The sequence below is a fragment of the Frigoribacterium sp. RIT-PI-h genome (genome assembly GCF_001297205.1).
Lineage (GTDB): Bacteria > Actinomycetota > Actinomycetes > Actinomycetales > Microbacteriaceae > Frigoribacterium.
In genome coordinates, this window is sequence record NZ_LHOZ01000025.1 from 1 (window position 1) to 26258 (window position 26258).

The following is a 26258-nucleotide window of genomic DNA, read 5'->3' on the forward strand; positions in this document are numbered from 1 at the left end:
GCCCCCGACCCCGTGGCGCCGTTCGCCCGGCATCCGCGTCGGGGCGTCGATCGCCGTCGCGACCGGTCTCTACGGCGTCTCGTTCGGGGCCCTCGCCGTGGCCTCGGGTCTGACCACCGCGCAGACCTGCGTCCTGAGCCTGTTGCTGTTCTCCGGCGGTTCGCAGTTCGCCTTCGTCGGCGTCGTCGCCGGAGGAGGCGCGGGTTCGGCAGCCGCGTCCGCCGCGGCCCTGCTCGGCATCCGCAACGCGGTCTACGGCATGCAGCTCAACGCCCTGCTGCACCCGCGCGGCTGGCGTCGGCTGGTCGCCGCGCACGTCACCATCGACGAGTCGCTCGCCACGAGCACCGGTCAGACCGATCCCGTCGAGCAGCGCCGCGGCTTCTGGGTCGCAGGGGTCGGGGTCTTCGTGCTCTGGAACCTCTTCACCCTGGTCGGCGCGCTCGCGGGGGACGCGATGGGCGACCCGCGCGATTGGGGACTCGACGGGGCAGCTGTCGCGGCGTTCCTCGCGTTGCTGTGGCCGCGCCTCCGTTCCCGTGACGCGGCCGCGGTCGCCGTCGCGTGTGCGGTGGTGACCGTCGTCGCGGTCCCGTTCGTGCCTCCGGGGGTGCCGATCCTGGTGGCGGCCGTCGTGGCCGCGGCCCTCGGTTGGCGGGGTGCGCGCGAGCGTCCCGACGCGGCGTCGGCCGCGGCCCCGGGCACCGACCCCACGAGCCGAGGAGGCGCGGCGTGAGCACCTGGGTCTGGATCGCCGTCGCCTGCGTGGTCGCCTACGCCACCAAGCTGCTCGGGTACCTCGTTCCCCGCCGCTGGCTGACGAACCCTCGCGTGGCGCGGGTCGCGGGCACGCTCACGATCGGGCTGCTGGCGTCGCTGACCGTGGCGAACGCCGTCGCCACCGGCCAGCAGCTCGTGGTCGACGCCCGGCTCGGGGCGCTGGTCGCGGCGGCGGTGGCCCTGCTGCTGCGGGCGCCGTTCCTCGTCGTGGTGATCGTCGGGGCCGCCGCCGCCGCGGGCCTGCGCCTGCTCGGCCTGCCCTGACCGGCCGCGTCGCCGCCGACCCGTCGGCCGAACGTCGCCCCGCGAACGGCGTGTGTCACGAGGCCGCACCACGCCCGCGTCGTCGAACCACCCCGGAGCACGGTTCGACGACGCGACGGTGGTGCGACCTCGATCCGGCCCGTACCGGATCAGCTGCCGCGCGGTGCCGACCCCCGGGCCCGGCGCCCCTCGAGCACCCCGCCGAGCAGCACCACGGCCACCCCGACCACGGGCACGAGCAGCAGTCCGTACCGCAGCCCGACCGAGTCCGCGACGAACCCGACGACGGGCGGCGACGCCAGGAACCCCAGCCGCAGCAGCCAGCTGACCAGTGTCAGCCCCGTGCCGGCCCGGAAACCGGGCAGGTTGTCCGCCGCGTGCATCGCCGCCGGGATCAACGTCGCGACGCCGAACCCCGCCGCCGCGAAGCCGACGATCGTGCCGACCACCGAGGGGAACGCCAGCGCGACGCCCATGCCCACCGCGACGAACACGCCTCCGGCCCGGGCGACGGCCTTCTGGCCGAAGCGGTCGACCATGCCGGCGCCGAGCAGGCGCCCGACGAACTGGGCGCCCTGCAGCGACACGAAGCCGAGGGCGGCGACCGTCACGCCGGCCCCGAGCGACCCCAGGTAGAGCGCCGCCCAGGTGCTGCCCGCGTCCTCGACCACGGCGCCCGACGACGCGATGACGACGAGGGCCAGCAGCACGCCCCACTTCGCGACGAACCCGGGTGAGACCCGGCGGCCGCCACGAGCCGAGGAGGCGCGGGTCGCGTCGTCCACGGAGCCCGCCCCGGCCGGCGGGCCGGCCCGCGCCTCCGGCGCCCGGGCCTCGGGGCCGCCCGCCGCGGGCGCGACGCCCGGCCCCGCGCCCGCCGCCACGTCGGCGCCGGACTCGACCACCGCGTCGGACGTCTCGGGCGAGCCCTCGGCCGGCTCGGGCCCGGCCAACAGCAGCGGGTACGACACCAGCGCCACGACGGCGAAGACCAGCGCCGAGGCCCCGAGGTGCCAGACGACGGGGATGTCGAGCCCCGCCGCCGCACCGCCCATCAGACCGCCGAGGACGGCGCCGATGCTCCACACGGCGTGGAACGAGTTGAGGATCGAGCGGCGGTAGCGGTACTGCACGCGCAGTCCGTGCGAGTTCTGCGAGACGTCGACGACGGCGTCCAGGGCGCCGGCGAGCAGGAAGCCCGCCGCCAGCAGCCCGCCGACCGGGGCGATGCCGGCCAGCAGCACGGCGACCCCGGTGATCACCGTGCCGATCACGGCGACCCGCGACGACCGGAAGCGACGGATCAGCCACCCGGCGCCGAGCCCCGCGACGAGCGCGCCGACCGGGAACGCCGCGACGGCCAGGCCGAAGTCGGCGTTCGACAGGTCGAGGCCGTCCTTGATGGCGGGGTAGCGCGGCAGGATGTTCGCGAACAGCGCGCCGTTGGTGAAGAAGAGCAGGGCGACGCCGAGTCGGGCTCGGCGGTCCTCGCGCGTCGGCACGGTGCGGGCCGGTGCGGCGGGAGCGGGCGTCGGTGACGTCATGGTGTACGAACGTACACTAAGGCCGGGCGGCGGCGGACCGCTCACGGGGACGCGCTGCCGAGGTGATCAGCGAGGCACCCGCGACCACGACCAGCACGACGATCATCGCGCTGCGGAGGCCCACGTGCTCGCCGACGAAACCGAGCAGCGGCGGCCCGACCAGGAACGCCACGTAGGCCATCGTCGCGACGGCTCCGACCGCCGTGGTGGGGTCGTCGCTGTCGGCTGCGGCCGAGACGGTCACCGGGAAGCCCAGGGCGGCACCGAGGCCCCAGAGCACCACGGCGACGCCCGCGACGACGACCGAGTCCGCGAAGACGACGAGGGCGATGCCGACCGCCGAGACGAGGGCGCTGGCGCGCAGCACGGTCGCGTGGCCGAAGCGGGCGAGCAGCGGGTCGCCGAGGAAGCGTCCGACCGTCATCGCCGCCGCGAACGCCGTGAAGACGACCGTCCCGGTGGTCGCCGAGACCCCGTGGCCGTCGACGAAGAGCAACGGCAGCCAGTCGTTGGCCGACCCTTCGGCCAGTGCGAGTGCCAGCACGATCAGTCCGATCAGCACGAGCCGGCGGTCGCGCCAGACCGCCAGCGACCCGGCGACCCGGGCCCGCACCCCGGAGGCGCGCTCGGCCCGCTCGTCGGAGCGTCCGGTCGTCCGCGGCACGATCGGCACCGCCCAGACCAGCGCGGCGCCGCCCGCGAGCGCGACTCCGAGCAGGGGCCACTGGACGGGCACGTGCGTCGCCGGCAGCAGGATGCCGAGGCCGGCCCCCGCGACCGTGCCGAGGCTGAAGCAGCCGTGGAGCACGGGCAGCACCGACCGGCCCGAGGCGGTCTCGATCGCGGCGCCCGCGATGTTGACGGCGATCTCGGCCAGGCCGACTCCCGCACCGACCAGGGCGAGGCCGACGAAGACGCCGGGAGTGATCGAGAGCGACGCGGCCAGGCCGACGAGGGCCACGCCGGCGACCAGCGAGCTGCCGCCGATCGCCACGGCACGGTGGGCTCCGTGCCGCCGCACGATCGGCGCGGAGGACAGGATGCCGCCCATCGACCCGATCGACAGGCCGAAGATGACGAGGCCCATCTCGCCCGTGCTCGCCTGCAGCAGGTCGCGGATGGCCGGGGTCCGCACGACCCACGAGGCGAGCGAGACGCCGACGACCGCCATGAACACGAACACCGCCGCCCGGCGTCGGGCGAGCTCGGGGCTGAACGGCGGTCGGTTCGTCATGCGTCCAGTGTGTACGTTCGTACGCTCGTCGTCTAGGGTGGCGGTCATGACGACCATCGACCATTTCGCCGGCGATCCGCGGACGAACCACGAGCGCATGCTCGCGGGCGACCTCTACATCTCGGACGATCCCGAGATCGCGCAGCAGCAGCAGCGCGCCGTCACGCTGCAGGCCCGGTTCGCCGCGGCCTTCGCCGACGACGTCGAAGCCGCGCAGGCCGTCGCCCGCGAGCTGTTCGGCAGCCTGCACGAGACGGCGCACGTGCGGCCTCCGGTGTACGTCGACTACGGCACCTTCATCACGATCGGCGCCGGCACCTTCGTCAACTACGGCCTGACCGCGCTCGACGTGGCCCCGATCACGAGCGGGGCCGACTGCCAGATCGGCCCGAACGTGCAGTTGCTGACGCCGACGCACCCGGTCGAGCCGCAGCCTCGTCGCGACAAGCTCGAGGCCGCGAAGCCGATCACGCTCGGCGACAACGTCTGGCTCGGCGGCGGTGCGATCGTGCTGCCCGGGGTGACGATCGGCGACAACAGCGTGATCGGCGCCGGGGCGGTGGTGACGAAGGACGTCCCCGCGAACGTCGTCGCGGTCGGCAACCCGGCCCGCGTGGTGAGGAGCATCTAGTCGTGGGGACCGTCCGCCGCACCGAGCCCGACCGTCGTGACCGCCTGATCGACGTGACGCTCGACGTCGTGGCCGAGGTCGGCGTCGCCGGCGCCTCGCATCGCAAGATCGCCGCGCGTGCCGACGTGCCCCTCGGGTCGATGACGTACCACTTCGACGGCATGGACGAGCTGCTGCACGAGGCGTTCTCGCGCTTCGCCGAGACGATCATCGTGCGCTTCGAGGGGCGGCTCGGGGCCGCGACCACCCGCGACGAGGCCAAGGAGGCGGTGGTCGCCTTGGTCCACGACGACCTGACCGGCCCGGCCGCGGTCCGCGACCAGGTGCTCAGCTACGAGCTCTACACGCTGGCCGCCCGCGAGCCGCGCTTCCGTGAGATCACCCGCGAGTGGATGCGCCGGAGCCGGGTCGAGCTGGAGCGACACTTCGACCCCGACACCGCGCGGCAGGTCGACGCCCTGATCGAGGGGCTCTCGATCCACCGTGCCCTCGACCCGTCTCCGCCGAGTCGTGCCCTGACCCGCGAGGCCGTGGAGCGCATCACGCGCGTGTCCTGACCGTCGCGACCCGCGCCTCCTGCCCGTCGCCGTCGGCGCCTCCTGCCCGGGCGATCGTCATGGCCACAAACCGAACTGAGGTCCCGTCGAGGTGCGGCTGCCATTGCTAGGCGCTCTAATGGAACAGGTGCAGAAGCTGCACGGCGGTGAGAAGCTACGCACCGGATCAGGACGAGAGTCGAGAAACCAGTGGACGCAGAGAGCGACATGTCGCGCCGCGTACCCGGTCCGGACACCTCGACGGCCCCCGACACGGCGTTCGGCGACTTCAACGTCGCCAGCGACTTCGGCCAGATCGGCGACACGGCCCGCACGCCGGCCGCCGACCTGTTCTTCGGTGACTTCGCGCCCCCGCTCGATCCCGACCTGGTCTTCGAGTGCTCGGCGTCGATGAACGGCGAGCACGGTGCGGTGGCCCTCTACGAAGACCGTGTCATCGTCGAGAGCCCCGACGAGCCCGACGGCGAGGCCGTGTTCTCGACCGACACGGTGCGGGCCTGGTGGCTGGTCGAGGGCGAGACGTTCTTCGCTCTCGTCGTCGAGGCCGACGTGCTGCACCGCACGCGACTGCCCTCGGGCTTCAAGGCCGTGCTCGCGGCGGCCTTCACGAAGGCCTTCGGTCCGGCGTCCAGCCCGACCGGCGCGTGACCGCAGAGCCCTTTCGCCCGCGTCCGAACAGCAGCACGGTGACGATTCCCCCGTCAAGGGCCTCTTTCAGCATCCTCGGCATGGCAGGATCACTCTGATGGAACCCGAACAGACCCTGCCCCCGGTGCGTTCCGAGATGGGCGGCCGCGACATGGATCAAGCGCGCGCGCTGTTCGAGGACACCTACAACGGCGCCGGGTTCCGCACCGACACCCGACAGGAGTCGTTCGCGTACCGGTACACGACGGCCGGCGACGAGGACATGACGTTGCGGTCGGCGATGTTCCTCGGCGACATCCGGGGGGCCATCCAGCCCGAGCGCGAGTACGTCGTCGCCTGGATCACCGCGGGCGAGGGCCGGGTCGACGTCGGGGCCGAAGAGGCCGCGTTCGAGATCGGCCGCCCGCTGATGTTCCCGACGGGCAAGGCCTTCGAGTTCGAGGTCCGCGAGTACCGCCAGAACCTCGTGCACTTCGACGCCGCCTACCTCGAGCGCATGGCCGCCGAGCACGAGGGTGCGCTCGCCGGGCCGCTGCAGTTCGACCACACCGCCGTGCCCGACCTGGCGAACCTGCGTCGGTGGCAGGCCACGATCACCAACGCCGCCAAGACCATCCTCGGCGGCGAGTCGACCGAGCTGCTGCGCTCCGAGCTGAAGCGCGAGTCGGCGATCGCGCTGCTCGACACGTTCTCGCACCGGTCGATCGACCTGCCGCCGGCCCTGCTCGTGCCGCGCAACGCCCGCCTCCGCGAGGCCGTCGAGTACCTGCACACGCACTCGCACCTGCCGGTCAACATGACCCAGCTCGCCGAGACCGTGCACCTCACGCCGCGCGGACTGCAGCAGGCGTTCAGCCGCCAGCTCGGCGTGACGCCCACCGAGTACCTCCGCACCATCCGGCTCGACCACGTGCAGGCCGAGCTGAAGGAGCTCTCTCCGGGAGAGGCCACCGTCGGCGCCGTCGCGCAGCGCTGGGGCTTCACGCACCTGAGCCGCTTCACGGCGTCGTACGTCCAGCGTTTCGGCGAGTACCCCAGCGCGACCCTGCAGGGCTGACCCCGCGCGGGCGGGCCGCGCCCACCAGTCCGCCAGCCACCACGCCAGGAGGTGGACACGGCACCGCGAGAAAGCCTGGCGCGGTGACCACGTCCTGGTGCTGTGACCACAACCCGGCGGCGTGCGCGAGAGGCGGCGCAGTCCCTAGGAGGCGCGGGTCACCACCCCAGGCGGGGCGCCCCAGCTGCGCAGCGCTCCGGCGACCCGGTCCCACCAGGCGGACGCCGCCGCGCGGGTCCCGCCCAGGCGATCGGCCCCCGCCGAGCGCACCGCGTCCCGCCCGGCCCACGCCGCCCGCGCGACCGCGTCGGCCTCGCCCGCGAGCAGCTGCGCGGCCGAGACGACGCTCGTCTGTCCGAAGTTGCCGAGCGCCCCGGTCAGCTTGATCGTCGTGTAGTCGTCGACCGCGAGCCCGACCGTCGGCACACCGCCCGCGACGGCGAACACGGCCGGGTGGTAGCGGCTGGTCAGGCGCAGGGCCGCACCTCGGGCGAAGCGGGCTGCGGCGGGGGGGTCGGGCGTGGGGTCGGCCCGCGCGGGCCCGGGCGGCGGGGCGGCACGGCCCGGCGCAGCGGCGCGCCGCCGCGCCCTCGGTCGGGGCGGGCGCCGCCCAGTGCGCGAGGAAGACGACCTCGAGCCCCGCCTCGCCCGCCACCCGGTCGAGCAGTCGGGCGACGGCGGTGGCGAACGCCGCGCGGTCGGCGTCGCCCACGTGGGCGGACAGGCTCACGGCGAGGGACGGCGCCGGTGCGTCCGCCGCACCCAGGGCGCCGGCCACGGCCGGGGCACCCGCCGCTCCCGAGGCGGCGGCGGCACCCCCGGCAGGAGGCGCGGCGTCGAACCCGAGGAAGCTCGCGTCGTCCACCGTGCCCACGGTCGTGGCGGGGTGGGCGCGGCGCGCCCGCACCAGCACGGGCGACGCGCCCTCGCGCAGCCCGACGAGCGCGGCGGCGTCGAGCAGCTCGGTGACGAGCTCGCGGTCCTCGCCCTCGAGCACCGGCCCGATGGTCTGACCGCTGACGACGAGCGGCTTGCCGAAGCGTCGGGCGACGAGCCCGAGCGTGTTCCGCTCGTAGACGTGCATCGGCCAGAGCGAGGCCATGTTGCCGCCGCCGGCGACGAGCACGCCGTCGGCCTCGCGGACGGCCTCGATGACCTGCCAGGCCGGGTCGTCCTGCGGGAGGTGGCCCGCGCCTCCGTCGATCGCCGACAGCACGCGGGCGCGACGCTCGCGCTGGCCGAGCCGTCCGCCGGTGGTCGCGGGGTGGAAGCCGATCGCGGGGACGGCGTCGACGCCGTACCGTTCGGCGGTCTCGGCCGGGTTCGACGAGACCCCGGTGATCGTGGCACCGCGGGCGCGGAGCTGCACGGTCGCCTCGTGGAACATGGCCTCGTCGCCGATGTGGACCATGCCGTCGAGCACGCCGACGTCTCCGATGGTGACGATTCGCACGGGTGGGACCTCTCGCTGCGGGACTCGGCAGCGGGATCGATGCCGCCCACGACGGTACCGGACCCCTGCGTCGCCGAGCACACCGTCCCGCCACCGGGTGGCCACCCGGCGGCGATAGGCCCCTCCAGCCCCCGGGCCCCCCGGGCCGGCCCCCGCTGCATCCCACCGACACCGCCACCCCGCCACACCCGAGAGGCACCGCCATGGGCATCCAGACCTCGCTCGACGCGATCCACGAGGCCGACCGTCTGGTCGACTCGATGCGCCTCGCCGACGACCTCGCGCTCGACGCCGCGCGCACCGGCGGGGCCCGGACGATCCGCGTGCTGCGCGGCGCCCCCGGCAGCCCCGACCAGCTCGCCGCCATCGCGGCGACGAACGCCCTCGCGCAGGTCTTCGACGAGCAGGCCGACGTCGTGCTGAGCGACCTGCTGTCGAGCGACCGCACCTTCCTGCGCGAGCACGCCGCCTCGGCGCTCAGTCAGCGGCTGCCCCGCTACGACACGGTCGGCCGGCTGATCGGGCTCGTCGTCGCCGGGGGCTTCACCGGCATGGTCGCCCAGCGCACGCTCGCGCAGAGGTCGTCGGCCGCCCCCGCCGTGGTCGGGGGCGCCCTCGAGGGCGCCCTGATCGGCGTGCACGAGCCCGACGCCCGGTACCGCCTGGTCGAGACGCTGGGTCTCGTGCGGGCCCGCATCGCCTCGCGCCCGCTGCTGACGATCGCCCGCGACCGGGGCGAGGACGAGCACGTCCGCCTCCCCGCCGGCCCGGCCCTCGGCCCGCCTCGCGGCCACCACGCCGCCGCCGCCGTCGTGCACGAGCTCGCCCGCCACGACGGCTACCTCGGCGACGTCGCGCGCCTCTCGGCGATCGACCTCTCGGCCCCCGACGAGGTGCCCGACGGCGACCGGGCGCGCGACCGCGGACTCGACGACGGACCCGACGCCGCCCACCCGGCCGGGCGCGACGGCCTCACGATCGCGCAGCTCTTCCTGCACGCCGACATCGACGCCGGCCTCACCCACGCCGGCAGCGGCGACAACGGAGGCATCGCGACGCTCCTCGTGCGACTCGGCGACGCACTCGCCGCGGGCGGCGTGCTCCCTGCAGGAGGCGCGGCGCACGTCCTCGACGACCCCCGGGCGCCCGGGTGGTCACCCTCGCGCGCGGGGCGGCGGCGCGGCGGTCGCGAGCGTCCGCGCCCTGGCGACCCGCGCCTCCGGACGCGTCTACGGGCGCGGGCCGCTGCTCAGCGACCCCGTCTCGTCGGCGACCGCGTGGCCGCTGCGGGTCGCGGCCCGGCGCGGCATCCGGCGGGTGCTGCGCGCCGCGGGCGGCGTCGACCTGCTGCACCTGCGGATGGCCGACGTGGGCAGCCTCGCGGCGGCCGACGTCGCCCGCGAGCTCGACATCCCCGTCGTGTTCACGGTCGCCCCCGACCCGCACGCCGTCATCCAGTCGCTCGACCTGTCGGGTGCGCTGACCCGCGAGACGTTCGGCGACGTCGACGAGGTCGAGCACTTCTGGTTCCGCACGCGGCTCGTCCAGCAGCTCGCCTCGAACGCGTCGCACACCGTGCTGTTCCCCCGGCCCGAGCTCGAACGCGACATGCGCGAGCTGGTCGGCATCGACGTCACCTCGCACCCCGAGCGCCACACGATCGTGCCCGAGGGCATCGACCTGGACGTGGTCGACCGCTCGGTCGCCGAGGCCGCCGAGCACGCCGCGGGCCTGCCCGCGACCCCGCCGCTCGCCGAGCTGCGCGCACTGCTCGAGACGCTGCCGCCCGAGCGCCGCGGCCTGCCGCTGCTGGTCAGCGTCGGACGCCTGCACCGGGTCAAGGGCATGGCGACGATCGTCGAGGCGTGGGCCGGGTCCGGCGTGGACGGCGACACCGCGTCGCTGCGCGACCGGGCGAACCTGCTGCTGATCGGCGGCGATCTCGAGCACCCGAGCGCCGACGAGCGCGAACAGCTCGACCTGATCGACGCGATCGTCCCCGCGGACCGGCACCGCGCCTCCGGACTGCTGCTGCCCGGCCACCGGCCGAACGACACGGTCGCCCGCTGGGTCGCCGCGGCCCGCTTCGGCCTGCCCGGGCTCGCGGCGCCGCGCGGCGTCTACGTCTGCGGCAGCCTGAAAGAGGAGTTCGGCATCGCCCTGCTCGAGGCGATGGGTTCGGGTCTGCTCGTCGTCGCGCCGCAGGGCGGCGGACCCTCGACCTACGTCCGCCAGGGCGACACCGGCTGGCTCACCCGCACCTGGGACGTCGACGCCCTGCGCCAGGCGATGGGCGAGGCGCTCACCGCGGCCTCGGTCGAGACGACGGAGGCGCGCGCGGCCCGGTCGCGCGACACCGTCGAGCGGTCCTTCACGATCCAGGCCATGGCGCGGTCGCTGTCGGGTGTCTACGACACGGTGCACCACGACGAACTCGAACAGCGCGAGTGGAGCGTGAGCGCGCGATGACCCTGCTCGTCATCAGCCCGGACTACGCGTCGCACCTGCTGCCGCTCGCGACCCTGGCCACCGAGTGGCGCGACCGGGGCGAGCGCGTCGTCGTCGCGACCGGCCCGGCCACCGCCGCCATCGTCGAGTCGTTCGGCTTCGAGCGCGTGCACCTGCAACTCGGGCGCGGCTCGAACCCCGGGGTGATCCGCGCCGAGGAGCAGGTGGCCGAAGAGGACGCGTCCCTGCGCGGCTTCTTCGACGCCACCCGGCTCGGCATGGTCGAGACGCTCTCGTACCAGGCGCGCGAACGCCTCACCGACCTCATGTGGCAGCCGGTCGCGACGGCCCGGGCCGTGCTCGACGTCGTCGCTGCCGTGCAGCCCGACCAGATCGTCGTGGACCACCTCGCGTTCAGCGCCCGGCTCGCGCTCGTGGCCGGCGGCGTGCCCTTCGCCGACGTCGTGCTGGGTCACCCGACCGCGCTGCCCGTGGGCGACGAGGTCTACGGGTGCCCGCCCGAGTGGCCCGCGGCGTTCGGCGTGGGTGCTGCACGGCCCGTCGGCGATGCAGGACGCACCACCGATGTGGTGTCGAACCATCCACATGCGTGGTTCGACAGCACATCGGTGGTGCGACCCGGGTCCGGGTCCGGGGCCGGGTCCGCGCCCGAGGGCGTCGCGGGGCTGCGCGAGCTCTGCGAGCGGGTCGACGCCTCGTTCACGGCCGAGTGGAACGCCGCGCTGGCCGAGCTCGCTCCGCACCTGCCGCCGTCGACGAGCGCGTTCGGCGAGCACGGCGACCTGCTGCTCTACAACTACCCCGGAGAACTCGCCGACCCGGAGCGTGAGCCCCTGCGGCCGCCGCACGTCTGGCTCGGCTCGGCCGCCCGCGCCGAGCCGGTGGACGCCGAGGTCGCCGCCTGGCTGGCCGAAGGCGCCGCACCCGCCCCCGCCACCCCGTTCGTCTACGTCAGCTTCGGCAGCTTCCTGTCGGTGCGGTCGGACGTGCTCGGGCGCGTGGCCGAGGCCCTGCGGCGCGTCGGGGTGCGGGCCGCGATCGCGCTCGGCTCGGGTGACCGGGCCGACCTCGGCGAGGTGCCGGCCGACTGGCTGGTGCGGGAGTTCCTGCCGCAGGTGACCCTGCTCGACGCGGCGACCGCGGCCGTGACGCACGGCGGCAACAACAGCGTGACCGAGGCGATGACCGCGGGCGTGCCCGTCGTCGTCCTGCCGTTCTCGACCGCCCAGTTCGCGGGGGCCGCGGCCCGCGCGCGCACCGGGGTGGGCGTCGCGCTCGCCCCGAACACGGCGACCGTCGACGAACTGGCGGAGGCGCTGCGGCACGTGCTCGACCTGCCGACGCGCGACCCCGGTGCGGCCGGGCGCCTGGCCGGTCTGTCGGCCTCCCTGCACGAGACGCCCGGACGGGCACGAGCCCACGCGGCACTCACCGGACGCGGCTGCCCGCCCCGGCCCTCCCCGCCGAAGACGACCGCGCGCATGGCTTCGGCGCCGACCGACGCGTCGCGGTACCGCTGCATCAGCGCGGCGTTGGCGTCGTACTGCGGCCCCTCGCGCACCTCGGCCTGGTGGTGCAGGGCGAAGACCATGCCCTCGTGTCGGCGTGGGGCCTCGCCGAGCAGGGTGGTGTGGGCGAGGTACCAGGCGGCGTCCTCGAAGCCCCAACCGCGGAAGCGTTCGTCCTGCCCGCCGTGACTGCGCCACGAGGAGGCGCGGGTCACGTAGACCCCCGAGCAGGCCCCGCGCACGAGCTCGAAGTCGCACCGCTCGAGGGGGGTGCCCGCGGCCGCCTGCGCGGTGCCGTCGCGTCCCAGCCAGTGGTACTCGGTGTAGGGGAGGTGCACCCGGCCGCTCGTGCGCGCCGCCTCGATCGCCGCGAGCAGGGGCTCCCGTTGCGGCAGGGTGTCGGCGTCGCCGATCACGGCCACCTCGTCGTCGGCCAGGCCGGCCACGCCGAGGTTGCGGCACTGGGCGAGGTTGAACACCGGGTCGGGCGAGTCGATCGTGCGGATCTCGGCCTCGGGCAGGGCCTCGGCGTACCAGTCGCGCACGACCTCGAACGCCGCGATGCGACTGGGTTGCGGACGCCGGGGGGGCACGCCGGGGCCCACCCCGCGGGCCTGGGGGCGCCCCGGCCCCCGCCCCGCCGGGCCGCCGGGCCGCACGTCGAGATGAACCCCGTTCCGTGCCATGAACCACGAACGTTCGTGGTTCATCGCACGGAACGGGGTTCGACGCACCCGGTTTCGAACCATGAACCTGATTGCTTCCGGGTGCATCGTTCGAAACCGGGTTCATCGCCGTCCGAGCCCGAGCCGAGCAGGCCTCAGGAGGCGCGGGTCGCGTCCGCCGCACCCGGCAGCGGCAGCTCGAGTGCGGGGCCGCGCGCATGCGCCAGGGCACGCTCGACGGCGCCCGTGGTCACCACCGCGTCGCCCAGCGTCGAGGCGACGGCCTCGGGCGCGGCCCGGGGCGTGAACCGGCTGAGCCACGGCGTCGTCCGCTCGAGCAGCAGGCCGATCGAGGGTGCCACGGCCCCGGCGCCGACGATGCGGTCGACGTCGAGCATGCCGCCGAGAACGGCGCAGCCGCGTCCGAACCGTTCGGCCACGCGCCCCACCAGGCGCCGTGCGGCCGGGTCGCCCGCGCCGGCGGCGGCGAGCCCGGCCGCGGCGCCGGGCCGGTCGCGCGGCCCCGCCCACACCGGAGACGACTCGGGCACCGTGCCGAGTGCCCGGGCGGCCCGGGCCCAGTCCCGCAGCACGGCGCCGATGCCGTCCGCCGAACCGACGCCGTCGACCAGGTCGAGGAGGCGCATCTCGCCCGCGGCACCGCGGTTGCCCCGCACGAGGGCTCCGTCGCGCACGAACCCGGCGCCGACGCGCGCGCCGGCCCGCAGGGTCACGAACGAGGGCCCGGCCCCGCCGTCGCCGGCGCCCGCGTCGCCAGCCGCGCCCGCGTCGCCAGCCGCGCCCGCGGCACCGGCGTGCCGCCCGCCGCCGACCTCGCGCGCCGCGGCCTCGGCGACCGCCGCGAGGTTCGCGTCGTTCTCGACGACGACGGCCCAGCCGCGCGGCGCGAACAGGCCGACGTAGTCCGGGTTCATCAGCTCCCAGAAGTCGGCGCCGGCCTCGACCGGTGACCGGCCCTCGGCGTCGGTGGGGGCCGGGACGCCGACGGTCACGGCGAGCACGTCGTCGTCGGCGAGCGAGGCCGAGGCGAGGGCGTCGTCGACCAGGGCCGACACGATGCGTCGGCGGTCGTCGGCCGAGCCGCAGGGGTCGATGCGGCGGACGGCCCGCGCGAGCACGTCGCCCCGCAGGTCGGTCACGACGGCGGTGAGCTGGTGTTGGCCGGCGTCGACCCCGACGACGTGTCCGGCGGAACGGGCCAGGGCGTAGCGCCGCGCGGGGCGGCCCTTGCGGTACTCGCCGGTCGAGCGGGCGTCGGCGAGCGAGACCATCCAGCCGTGGGCGATGAGGTCGTCGCAGACCCCGAGCACGGTCGACCGGGTCAGTCCGGTGAGGGCGATCAGGTCGCTCGCCGTGACGGCGTCGACGGACCACGCGTGCCGCAGCACCTCGGCCGCGTTCATGCGGCGCAGCAGGCTCGGCGACGACACCCCGGTGCTCAGCGCCACCCGCGCCTCCTCGTGCTGTGGCCGGTGTCTCGCGACACGGCGGATCTTTTCGACGACGACCCATGGTGCCACGCCCCGAATTGATCTAGGGTCTAAATCTACACACCAGATCAACTCGGTCCCGACGCTGTCGTCGGGGTCGCGACCCGGGAGACGACGACGTGCCCACACCCCCACTGCCCTCCGGTGCCGGCCTCAGCCGACGCACCCTCCTCGGCGGGATCGGTGCCGCCGGGGCGGCGCTCCTCCTCGCAGGCTGCGCTCCGTCCGGCTCGGGCCGCGGGCGCACCGAGATAACCTTCTACGCGACCAAGCCCGAGGCGATCCCGTACTTCTCCGACCTGGTCTCGCGGTTCAACGAGTCCCAGTCGGCGGTCCGGGTGATCCACGACTCGACCTCGGGCATCTCGGCCGGCTTCGTCCGGGGCAACCCGCCCGACGTCGCGGCCTTCACGTACAACCTCGAGATGGCCCGCTTCATGGAGCGCGGGGCGCTGAGCGACCTGGGCGACCTGCCCGAGGCGGCGACCATCCGCCCCGAGGTGCAGAGCCTCGTCGACCAGTACGCGACCTACCCCGGTCGCACGAGCGTGCTGCCGTACTCGATCACCGCGGCGTCGGTGATATACAACCAGCAGATCTTCGCCGACCTGGGCGTCGAGGTGCCGACCACGTGGGACGAGTTCCTCGCCGCGTGTGACACCTTCACGGCGGCCGGCGTCACGCCGATCTACAGCACCTTCCGCGAACCGTGGACCGTCGCGCAGGGCCTGTTCGACTACACGACCGGCGGCTCGCTCGACGTCGCGGCCTTCTACGAGAAGATGAACGCCGAGGGCACGAGCGTCGGCCAGGGCGGCTCGGTCTCGTTCGAGAAGGACTTCCGCGAGCCCGTCGAGCGCATGGTGCAGCTCGGCCGCCTGTCGAACGCCAACCGCAACAGCCGCGGCTACGGCGACGGCAACCTCGCCATGGCCCAGGGTGAGGCGGCGATGCTCATGCAGGGGCCGTGGGCACTCGGTGAGATCACGAAGGCGAACCCCGAGGCGAAGGTCGGCACGTTCCCCCTGCCGATGACCGACGACCCCGCCGACCGCAAGGTGCGGGTCAACCTCGACCTGGCCCTGTGGGTGCCCGAGCAGTCGCGCAAGCAGGACGCCGCCCGCGAGTTCCTGACCTACCTCATGCAGCCCGAGATCCAGGACGCCTACAACCGCGACTTCCTGGCGTTCGGCACCACGAGGTCGGCCCCCGCCGTGACCGACGAGCGCATCGTCGGCATGCAGAGCTACTACGACGACGCGCGGTTCTACCAGGGGGCCTCCAAGGCGATCCCGCTGACGATCCCCGCCGAGAACTACGTGCAGGGCATCGTCACGGGCGCCAGCGTCGAGGGCACCCTGCGCACCATGGACGCCGACTGGCGCCGTCTGGCGCTCCGCGCATGAGCGCGCTCGACGGCGCGGGCCTCACCACGGGCCGCACCACAGGCCTCACCACGGGCCGCACCGCGGGCTCCGCCACCCCGACCACCGCCCGAGTCGAAGGAGACCCGATGGCCACCACCACCCCCACGGCCGCGCGAGGTGCCCGCACCTCGCTGACCGGCAGCACGGTCGACAACCCCCGGCGTCGCGGCAGGCGCGTCGACCCGGTCTTCTACGTCTTCCTCGTGCCGACGCTCGTCCTGTTCTCGCTGGCGATCACCCTGCCGGCCGTGATGGGCGTGTTCTACAGCTTCACGAACTCGATCGGCTTCGGCGAGTTCGACATGGTCGGCGTCACGAACTACCTCGCGATGGCGACCGACCCGGCGATCCTCGGCTCGTACGGCTTCACGATGGGCTTCGCGCTGGTCACGGTGATCGCCGTCAACGTCGTCGCGCTGCTGCTGGCGATCGGCCTGACCTCGCAGATCAAGGCCAAGACCGCGCTGCGGGCCGTGTTCGTGATCCCGATGGTCATCTCGGGCATCATCATCGCGTTCGTCTTCCAGTTCCTCTTCTCGAACTCGTTGCCCGCCCTCGGCGCCTCGCTCGGCATCCCGGGGCTGCAGGACAGCATCCTCGCGAACGCCGACACCGCCTGGATCGGCATCGTCGTCGTGACCGCGTGGCAGGCGATCCCGAGCACGTTGCTGATCTACATCGCGGGCCTGCTCGCCATCCCCGGCGAGGTGTACGAGGCGAGCAGCCTCGACGGCGCGTCGGGCTGGAAGCAGCTGCGGTCGATCACGCTGCCGCTCGTCGCGGGTTACGTCCTGATCAACACGATCATCGGCTTCAAGAACTTCCTGAACTCGTACGACATCATCGTCGGCCTGACGAACGGCGGCCCCGGCACGTCGACGCGCAGCATCGCGATGACGATCTTCACGGGCTTCACCGGTGGCGACTACGCCTATCAGATGGCCAACGCGACCATCTTCTTCGTGATCGCCGTCGCGATCGCGCTCGTCCAACTCCGGATCACCCGCGGAAAGGCGGCCGTCTGATGGCGAACACCGCACTCGTCACCCCGGCCGCGTCGCCGGCCCCCACCCCAGGAGGCGCGGGTCGCGACGCCGACGCCGTCACCCGTCGTCGACGCGGTCGCGTCGGTCGGGAACGCCCGAACCGTCTCGTCACCGCGCTGCTCGTGCTCGGGACGATCACCGTGCTGATCCCGATCTACGTCACGATCACGATGTCGCTCAAGACGACGGCGCAGGCCGTCGACGGCAACGCGTTCAGCCTGCCGGCACCGATCGACTTCTCGAACTTCGCGACCGCCTGGCAGCTGACCGACTTCCCGCGGGCGTTCGGCATCTCGACCCTCGTCACGGCGGCGACCGTCGTCGGCACGGTGGTGCTCGCGTCGATGGCGTCGTACGCGATCTCGCGCAACTGGGACCGCAAGCTGTTCCGCTTCTCGTTCTTCTATCTGCTCGCCGCGATGTTCCTGCCGTTCCCGGTGGTCGCGTTGTCGCAGATCAAGCTGACCGGCATCGTCGGCCTCGACAACCCCGCCGGCGTCGCCCTGCTGCACGTCATGTTCCAGCTGTCGTTCTCGATCCTGCTGTTCACGGCGTTCCTGCGGTCGTTGCCCGAAGAGCTCGAAGAGAGCGCGCGGCTCGACGGCGCCACCACGTGGCAGGTGTTCTGGCGCCTGGTCTTCCCGCTGCTCGCCCCGATGAGCGCCACGGTCGGCATCTTCGCCTTCCTGGCCTCGTGGAACGACTTCGCGATGCCGTCGTTGATCACCGCCGACCCGTCACTGCAGACCCTGCCCGTGTTGCAACAGATCTTCCAGACGCAGTTCAGCAACAACTACAACGTCGCCTTCGCCTCGTACCTCATGGCGATGGCTCCCGCGATCGTCGTCTACCTCTTCACCCAGCGTTGGGTGATGGCGGGCGTGACGCAGGGTGCGATCAAGTAGACGTCCGTCGGGGGCGCGACCCGCGCCTCCTGACCCCCCCCAGGCAACCCACCACCACCGAGAGGACCCCGCTCCACGATGACCGATACGCTCCGCACCGCACCCTCGACCGAGCTGCTGACCGACGACCCGACCTGGTGGCGCCAGGCGGCGGTCTACCAGATCTACCCCCGCAGCTTCGCCGACTCGAACGGCGACGGCATCGGCGACCTGCCCGGCATCACGGCGGCGGTGCCCTACCTGCAGCAGTTGGGCGTCGACGCGGTCTGGCTCAGCCCGTTCTATCCGTCGGCCCTCGCCGACGGCGGCTACGACGTCGACGACTACCGCGACGTCGACCCCAAGATCGGCACCCTCGCGCAGTTCGACGAGATGATCGACGCGCTGCACACGGCAGGCATCCGTGTGATCGCCGATCTCGTGCCGAACCACTCGTCCGACCGGCACGTCTGGTTCCGGGAGGCGCTGGCCGCCCCCGCGGGATCGCCCGCCCGGGCGCGCTACATCTTCCGCGACGGCCTCGGCGAGACCGGCGAGCTGCCGCCCTCGGACTGGACGTCGATCTTCGGCGGCCCGGCCTGGACCCGTGTCGCCGACGGCCAGTGGTACCTGCACTCGTTCGCGAGCGAGCAGCCCGACTGGGACTGGGACAACCCGGAGGTGCGCGAGGACTTCCTGACCACGCTGCGCTTCTGGTCGGACCGCGGCGTCGACGGCTTCCGCGTCGACGTGGCGCACGGGCTGGCCAAGCGCCTGCCCGAGGTGCTGCCGTCCACGGCCGAGCTCGAGGCGCTGCCGAAGGCCGACGGCGACCACCCGCTGTGGGACCGCGACGAGGTGCACGAGATCTACGCCACGTGGCGCGAGGTATTCGACGAGTACGACCCGCCGCGCATCGCCGTGGCCGAGGCCTGGGTCGAGCCGTCGCGTCGTGCCCGCTACGCCAGCGCCGAGGGGCTGGGCCAGGCGTTCAACTTCGACCTGCTCGAGGCCAACTTCGACGCCACGCAGTTCCACGACATCATCACCTACAACCTCGACGCCGCCGAGGCCTCGGGGTCGTCGACGACGTGGGTGTTCTCGAACCACGACGTCGTCCGGCACGCGACCCGCTACGGCCTGCCCGCCCTCGACGGTCGCGACGTCAAGCAGGGCGCCGAGTGGCTGCTCTCAGGTGGCACCTCGCCCGAGGTCGACGTCGAGACCGGCCTGCGTCGGGCCCGTGCGGCGTCGCTGTTCATGCTCGGGCTGCCCGGGTCGGCCTACGTCTACCAGGGTGAGGAGCTCGGGCTGCCCGAGGTCGCCGACATCCCCGCGGACGAGCGCCAGGACCCCTCGTTCTTCCGCAACCCCGGCGTCGACATCGGCCGCGACGGCTGCCGGGTGCCGCTGCCCTGGACCCGGTCGGGCTCGTCGTTCGGCTTCGGCCCGGGCGACGCCCACCTGCCGCAGCCGAGCTGGTTCGGCGAGTACTCGGTCGAGGCCGAGGAGGCCGACGTGACGTCGACGCTCGCGCTCTACCGTGCGGCCCTCGCCGCGCGGCGGGACCTGCAGACCGACGAGGAGCTCGAGTGGCTGCCCGTCGAGGGTCGCGACGACGTGCTGCACTTCGTGCGGCCCGGCGGATGGCACGTCGTGTGTGTGTTCGGCACCGAGCCGGTCGACCTGGCCGCGCTCGGGTCGGGTTCGGGCGAGGTGCTGGTGGCGAGCGGGCCGCTGACCGACGCCGGGCGGCTGCCGGGCGAGACGGCGGCCTGGGTGCGGGGCTGAGGTCGGTCCGGCTGTGCGGCCGACGCCGGCCGTTCCCGGGGTGGCTGATGCCGGTCTGGTGGCGCGGCTGAGGTCGGCCGTCTCGGGGCGGTGACCCGCGCCTCCCGGGTGCTGAGCGGGCGGGTTCGTGGTCGGCGGGCGTTTTCGGGCGCCCGCCCGCCGCGGACCCGCCCGCTTCTGCGTGCGGCGCCGTCGTCGGTCGGGAGGCGCGGTGTCGGTCAGGCGGGGACGTCGTCGCCGGCCGTCGACCGGCGCTGCTCGACCTCGGCCTCGAGCTTCGCCAGGCGGGCCAGCCGTTCGTAGTGCTCGGCCTCGCGGTCGAGGTCGGCGAGCTGCTGCTCGGTGCTACGGACGCGGTGGTCGAGCGTGCGGGCCGCGGCCTCGTGGTACCGGCTCTGGTCGCGCGGGCCGATCTGCTCGACGCGTCGGCCGTACTCGCGGCCGGCGGCGAACCAGACGATGCTGCCGATAAGCGGCAGGAACAGCACGATCATGATCCAGAGGCCCTTGGGCAGGTGGCGCACGTCGCCTTCGGGGCGCGTGACGATGTCGACGAGCGCCCCCACGATGAGCAGCAGGGGCAGGGCAGCCAGGACGAAGGTCACGGCCCGAGGGTAGGGGGTGCCTGCCGTCGGACGGAAGCCCCGCGAGGTGGGGTGACCGGGGCCCGCTCGTCGCGCATCCTGGGCGTGACGCGCCCGTCGGACGGCCGGTGGCGTCACCGGCATCACGGCGAGCGACCCCGGTCAGGAGGCGCGGTGCCGGCCGGCCACGAAGGGTACAGCTCCTGAAAATTCGCCGTCACCCCTGGCCTGAGGGCTCCTCGGATCGTAAGGTGGATCGGTCCGCCCGAACGAGGAGAACCGTGAGTCGATGCGCCGTCCGTCCCAGGAAGCGCTCATGACCGCCCCCTCGACCCCCCCGGAGCCCGCGGCGCCGGCCGCTGATCAGCCCCCGCGCCCCGAGCGCCCCCGGCCCCGCCGCGAGGCCCGCGCGCTCGAGCGCGCCGCTGCCGCCGCCGCCGACCCCGCGATGAACCCGGTTTCGAACGATGCACCCACGAGCAACCGGGTTCATGGTTCGGAAGTGGGTGCAACGGCGTCTGAGGGTGTGGCGGCCGACCGCGCGACGGCTGACTCGACGATGAACCCGGTTTCGAACGATGCACCCACGAGCAACCGGGTTCATGGTTCGGAAGTAGGTGCAACGGCACCCGAGGGTGTGGTGGCCGAGCCCGCGACGGCCGCCCCCGCGACGCGCGTCGCGCGTCGCTCGCGGCCCTCGGTGCCGGCTCTCGTGCGTCGGACCAGCGACGGCGGCCGCCCGAGCCAGAGCCCGCGGGGCACGTCCGGCCGGTCACGCCTGCGTGCCGTCTCGTCGCGCGTCCGCGCGGCGACCTTGCCCGTGCTCGGCGTCTGCGCCGTCATGCTCTTCTTCACCTCGAACCTCACCCCGGCCTCGGCCAGCGACCTGGGCGGGTCGAACATCCCGACCGCCGGTGCCGCCCCGATGCCGACCCAGACCCTCGCGGCGTCGCTCGTCGTCCTGACCGTGTCCGACCGCGACGCCTTCGGGGTCACCGACGCACCGCCGCCGCCTCCGCCACCCGAGCCCGAGCCCGTCGTCACCTCGAAGAACCTCGCGGGGTCGACGAACTCGAACCGCGCCTCCTCGGGGGCCGGCACCATCGTCAACTCGGGCACCGGCGACATCCGCTGGCCGTTCCCGGGTACGGTCGTCCTCAGCTCGGGCTTCGGACCGCGCTCGGCACCGTGCGCGGCGTGCTCGAGCATGCACATGGGCCTCGACATGACGCCCGGCGGTGGGACCCCGATCGGTGCCGCGGCGTCGGGTGTGGTGCGGACCTCGGGCATGCACGGCCAGTTCGGCCAGTACGCCGTGATCGACCACGTGATCGACGGCCAGCGGGTCAGCACCCTGTACGCGCACATGCAGATCGGGTCGAGCCCGCTCGTCGCCGGTCAGACGGTCCAGGTCGGCGAGCTGGTCGGCAAGGTCGGCCGCAGCGGAGTCGCGACCGGCGAGCACCTCCACTTCGAGGTGCTGCTGGGCGGCTCGACCCAGGTCGACCCCAAGGCCTGGCTCGACGCGAACGCCGGCCGCACCCTCTAGTCCTCAGCGCCGGACCCGCCGCCACGAACTGGCCGGCCTCCGCGTGCAGCAGCACCGGCCGCCCGGGCCTCAGGCGGTGCGACGCGCCTCGCGCCAGGCCCGCACCTCGGCGGCCCGCTCGGCCTCGCGGGCCGCGTCGGCGAACGACGCCTCGACCGAGTTCGCCGCCAGCAGGGCCAGCGCGTCGTCGTCCAGCCCGAGCACGTCGCGCAGCGCCTGGTAGTTGTCGCCCACGTACCCGCCGAAGTAGGCGGGATCGTCGCTGTTCACCGTGACGAGCAGCCCGGCCTCGAGCATGCGCGGCAACGGGGGCTCGGCCAGGTCGGACACGACCGCGAGCCGCAGGCTCGACAAGGGGCAGACCGTGAGCGGCACCCGGTCGGCGACCAGTCGGGCGACGAGGGCGTCGTCCTCGAGGCTGCGCACACCGTGGTCGACGCGTTCGACGTGCAGCAGGTCGAGGGCGTCCGTCACGTACGACGGCGGACCCTCTTCGCCGGCGTGGGCGACGACGTGCAGCCCGAGCGCGCGGGCGCGGTCGAAGACGCGGGCGAACGCGGCCGGCGGGAACCCCACCTCGGACGAGTCGAGCCCCACCCCGATCAGGTCGGAGGCGCGGTGCGCGACGGACTCGAGCGTCGCGGCCGCGTCGCCCGCCGGCAGGTGTCGCAGGAAGCAGAGGATGAGCCCGCCCGTGATGCCGAACCGCTCGCGGGCCTCGCCGAGCGCCTGCGTGAGCCCGTCGATCACCTCGTCGACGTCGACGTCGCGGGAGGTGTGCGCCTGGGGGTCGAAGAACATCTCGACGTGACGCAGCCCCTGGGCGTTGGCGCGTTCGAGGTAGGCCCAGGCGAGGTCGCGGAAGTCCTGGGCGGTCTGCAGCACGGCCGTGCACGCGTAGTACAGGTCGAGGAACTCCTGCAGCGAGCCGAACGAGTACGCGGCCCGCAGCTCGTCGACCGAGGCGAAGGGCAGGTCGACGTCGTTGCGGTCGGCGAGGGCGAAGACGAGCTCGGGTTCGAGCGTTCCCTCGACGTGCAGGTGCAGCTCGGCCGTGGGCGGCGTCGCGAGCACCGTGGCCGAGAGGGCCGGACCCGAGAGGGGCGAGCCCGAGAGGTCGCTGCTCGTCGGGGTCGTGCCCCGGGGGGGCGTGCCGGGCGCGGAGGCCGCGGTCGTCGGGGAGGTGTCGATCGCCGTCATCGGGCCACCGTAGCGGCAGCGTGCCTCCCGACGAAGCTCCGTGCACGATCGTTCACCGTCCCGTCACCCGGCGAGCGCCTGGGGACGAGACGACCGCGCCCCGCGCCTCTTGCAGGTCGCTATGCCGTGAGCACGACCGCGAGCGTCTCGGGCTGGTCGTGCCCGGTCCACGTGCCGGTGAGCACCTCGACGCCGTGGTCGCCGGTGTGGCCGCCGGTGTGGCCGCCGGTGGAGGCGAGGGCGCCGGCGTCGTGTCGGCCGAGCACGCGGGCGACGACGATGCGGACCGCCGCGCCGGTGACGACCGTGCGGCCCTCGACCTGGTCGACGGTGAGGCGGTCGCCCGCGGGCACGGGGGGGCCCGGGCCGCCGCCGCCGACGGCGGTCGGGTTCGGCTCGCGGACCTGCCGCTCGCCGTCGACCTCGAACCAGGCCTCGGCCTGCAAGCCGCCGGTCAGCACGGCCGTCGCGAGGGCGACGGCCCACACCGGGTCGGCCGTGCCGTCGTAGACCCAGCGCGTGCCGAGCACGGAGTGCTCGGTCGTCCCGACGAGGTGGGCGTCCGCGCCGGCCAGGGGAGCGTCGCGGTAGGGGCGGGGCGCCTGCAGCTGCACGCCGTCGGGCGTCGCGACGATGATGGTCTCGATGCCGCCCTCGCCCGCCGGGTCGTCGAAGCGGAAGGCCGCCACGCTGCGCAGACCCTCGTCGTCGGCCCCGTCGGACCGGGGCGGCCCCTCGAACCACGGCTGGGTCGGCACCCAGGCGTCGAGCAGGTCGATCTTGGAGGGGCTCATGCCGGCCCGGTGCAGGTGTGCCATGCCGTCGATCGTAGGGCCGACCGCCGTCACCGCCACCCAGCCCCGCACCGCCCACCGCCGCCGCGCGCGCGGGCCCCGGAGCCAAGGCGACACCTGTCGCCCACCGCCCAGCCCCCGGGCGTAGCCTGCGGCTCATGAAGGCACTCCAGTACACCCAGGTCGGTCAGCACCCCGAAGTCGTCGAGATCGAGAAGCCGTCGCCCGGCCCCGGGCAGGTGTTGCTCAAGGTCACGGCGGCGGGCGTCTGCCACTCCGACGAGTACGTCATGAGCCTCAGTGAAGAGGACTACACGGCGCAGGGCTACCCGCTGCCGCTCACGCTCGGGCACGAGGGGGCGGGCGTCGTCGCCGAACTCGGCGAGGGTGTCGAGCACCTGCAGGTCGGTGACGCCGTCGCCGTCTACGGTCCGTGGGGCTGTGGCCGCTGCCACCAGTGCGCCCAGGGCAAGGAGAACTACTGTGTCAACGCGGCCGCCGAGGGCATCAAGCCCCCCGGGCTCGGCGCTCCCGGCTCGATGGCCGAGTACATGATCGTCGACGACCCCCGCCACCTCGTGCCGCTCGGCGACCTCGACCCGGTCGAGAACGTGTCGCTCACCGACGCCGGCCTCACGCCGTACCACGCGATCAAGACCTCGCTGCCGAAGCTCGGTGCCGGCACCTACGCCGTCGTCATCGGCACCGGAGGCCTCGGGCACGTCGGCATCCAGATCCTGCGGGCGCTCTCGGGTGCGCAGATCATCGCGCTCGACGTCACCGACGAGAAGCTCGAGCTGGCGAAGCACGTCGGCGCGCACCACACGGTGATCAGCGACGAGCACGCCGCCGACGCGATCCGCGAGATCACCGGAGGCCTCGGCGTCCAGGCCGTCTTCGACTTCGTCGGGGCGAAGCCGACCATGGCCACGGCCGTCGCGGTCGCCGCGGCGGACGCCGACGTGACCATCGTCGGCATCGGCGGCGGCACCGTCGAGCTCGGCTTCGGCACGGTCGGTTACGACGTCGCCGTGCGCATCCCCTACTGGGGCAGCCGCAGCGAGCTGATCGAGGTCCTCGACCTCGCCCGTGCCGGTCAGATCGAGGTCGCCACGCAGCGCTACTCGCTCGACGACGGCCCGAAGGCCTACGAGGCGCTCGCCGCCGGCACCGTCCGCGGCCGGGCCGTCATCGTCCCGTAGCCGAACCACCCCCAGGAGGCGCGGTGCCGGACTCCCGGCACCGCGCCTCCTGCGGTCTCCCGCCCTCGACGACGACGACGTCGCCGCCCCGTCGCGGCGGGGCTATCTCGTGTGGAGGTGTGAGGTGAGCGCGGCCTGCCAGGACGGGCCGTAGGTCTGTTCGCCGGCGGCGGTCATGATCGCGAACCGGCCTCGGGAGTAGTGCAGACGGCCGTGGGCGACGTGCTCGGACCCGATGGCCTCGTGGATGGACCAGGCGTTCTCGGCCAGGAACGTGAGGGACACGGGGAACCGTGCCTCGTCGAGCGAGACGACGAGCGGGCCGTCCGTCGGGGTCGTCGGGAGGCGCAACGACGGGCGCGAGGGACGGGTGGCGGTCGTGGACTGGAGCATGAGGGTCCTGTTCGTCTCTGGCCGGCGCAGGGGCCGGCATGGCAGAAGGGGGCCCGGCGTGCTCTCGCTCGCCGGGCCCGGTGGAACCCACTGACCCGAATCAGTCGCTTCCGGAGGTGTGCCGGGCGTCGAAGACAGGCCTTCGGCCGTGCCACCCCGTCCGCACGAACCCGATCGCCGTGCTGCACCTACATGCTGAGAACGCTGGTTCTCTGGACGTGTCCCAAGTTAGCGGAACGGTCGTTCTCTCGTCAACTATGCTGGCCGTGTGGATCCTGAGAACTCGCGCCCGGAGCGCCAGGCGGTCGTCGTGGCGGCCGACGAGCTGTTCTACGCCCGCGGCATCCAGGCCGTCGGGATGGACGCGGTGAAGGTCGCCGCGGGGGTGTCCCTGAAGCGGCTCTACGGGCTCTTCGCCTCGAAGGAGGACCTCGTGCTCGCGGTGCTGGCGCACCGGCACGGGATGTGGACCGAGGGCGTCGAGGGTGCCGTCGGTCGGGTCGAGGCGCCTCGGGACCGGTTGCTCGCGATGTACGACTACCTCACCGAGTGGTTCGACTCGGACTCGTTCCGCGGGTGCGGGTTCATCAACGCGTTCGGTGAGCTGGGAGTCGTCTCACCCGCGGTGGCCGACGCGGCGCGTGAGCACAAGGCGTCGTTCCAGGGCTACGTCGGCGAGCTCGTGCGCGACGCCGGGTACGAACCCGAGTTGGCGGCGCAGTTGGCGATCCTGGCCGAGGGTGCCCAGACGACGGCGGCGATCAGCGGCACGAGTGAAGCGGCCGTCCACGCTCGTCGGGCAGCGGAGGTCCTCATCGACGCCTCGCCGACGAGGCGGGTGTCAGCCCCGCGTTCTGGGGCGGTCCGATCCCCCTCCGAGGGCCCCATCCGGCCTAGCCTGTAGAAGTGAGCGTTGAACACGACCGGCCCGAGGATGCGCGAGACACGCGTCCCAGCGTCTGGGGAGACAGGGGTCTCCTCGGAAAGGTCCTGTCGGCCTCGTCGCGACGTCACGTTCCCCTGCTGAAGCAGTTCTTCGTGTTCTTCTTCGTGCTGCTGGCTGCCGG

23 protein-coding genes are annotated in these 26258 nt (G+C 73.6%); 15 read left to right on the plus strand and 8 right to left on the minus strand.

Going from position 1 to position 26258, the window contains the following annotated elements; all coding sequences use genetic code 11:
* The first annotated feature begins 31 nt into the window (after positions 1-31).
* Positions 32-736 (plus strand): AzlC family ABC transporter permease, encoded by a 705-nt coding sequence (locus AEQ27_RS01755; RefSeq protein ID WP_082383149.1) that lies wholly within the window; start codon positions 32-34, stop codon positions 734-736.
* Complete coding sequence (locus tag AEQ27_RS01760; RefSeq protein ID WP_054145123.1) at positions 733-1044, plus strand: AzlD domain-containing protein; 312 nt, start codon at positions 733-735, stop codon at positions 1042-1044. Before AEQ27_RS01755 ends, AEQ27_RS01760 begins: the two co-directional genes overlap by 4 nt.
* Before the next feature lie 149 nt (positions 1045-1193).
* Here the strand turns inward: AEQ27_RS01760 and AEQ27_RS01765 are convergent, their stop codons facing one another.
* Both AEQ27_RS01765 and AEQ27_RS01770 read right to left on the minus strand, forming a co-directional pair.
* A complete protein-coding gene (locus AEQ27_RS01765) occupies positions 1194-2588 on the minus strand; it encodes an MFS transporter (RefSeq protein WP_054145124.1) in 1395 nt (464 codons plus the stop codon).
* A 16-nt stretch (positions 2589-2604) separates the two neighbouring features.
* The gene (locus tag AEQ27_RS01770) at positions 2605-3822 is read right to left on the minus strand and encodes an MFS transporter (protein ID WP_054145125.1); all 1218 of its coding nucleotides are present in this window, start codon (positions 3820-3822) and stop codon (positions 2605-2607) included.
* A 46-nt stretch (positions 3823-3868) separates the two neighbouring features.
* On the opposite strand from AEQ27_RS01770, the gene AEQ27_RS01775 reads away from it, so the two are divergent.
* From AEQ27_RS01775 to AEQ27_RS01790, 4 genes are all read left to right on the plus strand, one after another.
* The gene (locus AEQ27_RS01775; protein WP_054145126.1) at positions 3869-4453 is read left to right on the plus strand and encodes a sugar O-acetyltransferase; all 585 of its coding nucleotides are present in this window, start codon (positions 3869-3871) and stop codon (positions 4451-4453) included.
* 2 nt (positions 4454-4455) lie between these two features.
* Positions 4456-5010: a TetR/AcrR family transcriptional regulator gene (locus AEQ27_RS01780; RefSeq protein WP_054145127.1), complete on the plus strand. Its 555-nt coding sequence runs from the start codon at positions 4456-4458 to the stop codon at positions 5008-5010.
* A 207-nt stretch (positions 5011-5217) separates the two neighbouring features.
* Positions 5218-5658 carry a hypothetical protein gene (locus AEQ27_RS01785; RefSeq protein ID WP_161805440.1) on the plus strand — a complete coding sequence of 147 codons (441 nt, stop codon included), beginning with the start codon at positions 5218-5220 and terminating at the stop codon, positions 5656-5658.
* Positions 5659-5755: 97 nt separating this feature from the next.
* The gene (locus AEQ27_RS01790; RefSeq protein WP_054145129.1) at positions 5756-6715 is read left to right on the plus strand and encodes an AraC family transcriptional regulator; all 960 of its coding nucleotides are present in this window, start codon (positions 5756-5758) and stop codon (positions 6713-6715) included.
* Here the strand turns inward: AEQ27_RS01790 and AEQ27_RS01795 are convergent.
* A complete protein-coding gene (locus AEQ27_RS01795; RefSeq protein ID WP_054145130.1) occupies positions 6657-8168 on the minus strand; it encodes a polysaccharide pyruvyl transferase family protein in 1512 nt (503 codons plus the stop codon). The genes AEQ27_RS01790 and AEQ27_RS01795 overlap by 59 nt on opposite strands.
* 1317 nt (positions 8169-9485) lie before the next feature.
* Here AEQ27_RS01795 and AEQ27_RS18195 point away from each other — a divergent pair.
* Together AEQ27_RS18195 and AEQ27_RS01805 are read left to right on the plus strand one after the other, a co-directional pair.
* On the plus strand, positions 9486-10637 hold the full coding sequence (locus tag AEQ27_RS18195; RefSeq protein ID WP_369813576.1) for a glycosyltransferase: 1152 nt from the start codon (positions 9486-9488) through the stop codon (positions 10635-10637).
* A complete protein-coding gene (locus AEQ27_RS01805; protein ID WP_082383150.1) occupies positions 10634-12334 on the plus strand; it encodes a glycosyltransferase in 1701 nt (566 codons plus the stop codon). Before AEQ27_RS18195 ends, AEQ27_RS01805 begins: the two co-directional genes overlap by 4 nt.
* 631 nt (positions 12335-12965) lie before the next feature.
* On the opposite strand, the gene AEQ27_RS01810 is transcribed toward AEQ27_RS01805, so the two are convergent.
* Positions 12966-14279, minus strand: coding sequence for an ROK family protein (locus tag AEQ27_RS01810; RefSeq protein ID WP_054145131.1), 1314 nt, complete (start codon positions 14277-14279; stop codon positions 12966-12968).
* Positions 14280-14440: 161 nt separating this feature from the next.
* Here AEQ27_RS01810 and AEQ27_RS01815 point away from each other — a divergent pair, with 161 nt between their 5' ends.
* The 4 genes from AEQ27_RS01815 (at position 14441) to AEQ27_RS01830 (ending at position 19469) form a co-directional block, all read left to right on the plus strand.
* The gene (locus AEQ27_RS01815) at positions 14441-15727 is read left to right on the plus strand and encodes an ABC transporter substrate-binding protein (RefSeq protein WP_200908307.1); all 1287 of its coding nucleotides are present in this window, start codon (positions 14441-14443) and stop codon (positions 15725-15727) included.
* A gap of 107 nt (positions 15728-15834) precedes the next feature.
* Entirely contained in the window at positions 15835-16773 is a 939-nt protein-coding gene (locus tag AEQ27_RS01820) for a carbohydrate ABC transporter permease (RefSeq protein WP_054145139.1), read from the plus strand.
* Positions 16773-17699 carry a carbohydrate ABC transporter permease gene (locus AEQ27_RS01825; protein WP_054145132.1) on the plus strand — a complete coding sequence of 309 codons (927 nt, stop codon included), beginning with the start codon at positions 16773-16775 and terminating at the stop codon, positions 17697-17699. Before AEQ27_RS01820 ends, AEQ27_RS01825 begins: the two co-directional genes overlap by 1 nt.
* Positions 17700-17777: 78 nt before the next feature.
* Positions 17778-19469, plus strand: coding sequence for a glycoside hydrolase family 13 protein (locus AEQ27_RS01830; RefSeq protein WP_054145133.1), 1692 nt, complete (start codon positions 17778-17780; stop codon positions 19467-19469).
* Between the two features lie 218 nt (positions 19470-19687).
* On the opposite strand, the gene AEQ27_RS01835 is transcribed toward AEQ27_RS01830, so the two are convergent.
* Entirely contained in the window at positions 19688-20074 is a 387-nt protein-coding gene (locus AEQ27_RS01835; RefSeq protein ID WP_043596920.1) for a PLD nuclease N-terminal domain-containing protein, read from the minus strand.
* Between the two features lie 619 nt (positions 20075-20693).
* On the opposite strand from AEQ27_RS01835, the gene AEQ27_RS01840 reads away from it, so the two are divergent.
* Positions 20694-21602, plus strand: coding sequence for a M23 family metallopeptidase (locus tag AEQ27_RS01840; protein WP_161805442.1), 909 nt, complete (start codon positions 20694-20696; stop codon positions 21600-21602).
* Positions 21603-21671: 69 nt separating this feature from the next.
* Here the strand turns inward: AEQ27_RS01840 and AEQ27_RS01845 are convergent, their stop codons facing one another.
* Positions 21672-22802: an adenosine deaminase gene (locus AEQ27_RS01845; protein ID WP_082383147.1), complete on the minus strand. Its 1131-nt coding sequence runs from the start codon at positions 22800-22802 to the stop codon at positions 21672-21674.
* A gap of 119 nt (positions 22803-22921) precedes the next feature.
* The gene (locus tag AEQ27_RS01850) at positions 22922-23620 is read right to left on the minus strand and encodes a hypothetical protein (RefSeq protein WP_054145135.1); all 699 of its coding nucleotides are present in this window, start codon (positions 23618-23620) and stop codon (positions 22922-22924) included.
* A gap of 134 nt (positions 23621-23754) precedes the next feature.
* On the opposite strand from AEQ27_RS01850, the gene AEQ27_RS01855 reads away from it, so the two are divergent.
* Positions 23755-24798: an NAD(P)-dependent alcohol dehydrogenase gene (locus tag AEQ27_RS01855; protein ID WP_054145136.1), complete on the plus strand. Its 1044-nt coding sequence runs from the start codon at positions 23755-23757 to the stop codon at positions 24796-24798.
* A 102-nt stretch (positions 24799-24900) separates the two neighbouring features.
* Here AEQ27_RS01855 and AEQ27_RS01860 read toward each other — a convergent pair whose 3' ends face one another.
* A complete protein-coding gene (locus AEQ27_RS01860) occupies positions 24901-25191 on the minus strand; it encodes a hypothetical protein (RefSeq protein ID WP_054145137.1) in 291 nt (96 codons plus the stop codon).
* Positions 25192-25459: 268 nt separating this feature from the next.
* Here AEQ27_RS01860 and AEQ27_RS01865 point away from each other — a divergent pair, with 268 nt between their 5' ends.
* On the plus strand, positions 25460-26095 hold the full coding sequence (locus AEQ27_RS01865; RefSeq protein ID WP_082383148.1) for a TetR/AcrR family transcriptional regulator: 636 nt from the start codon (positions 25460-25462) through the stop codon (positions 26093-26095).
* Positions 26096-26258 lie beyond the last annotated feature (163 nt).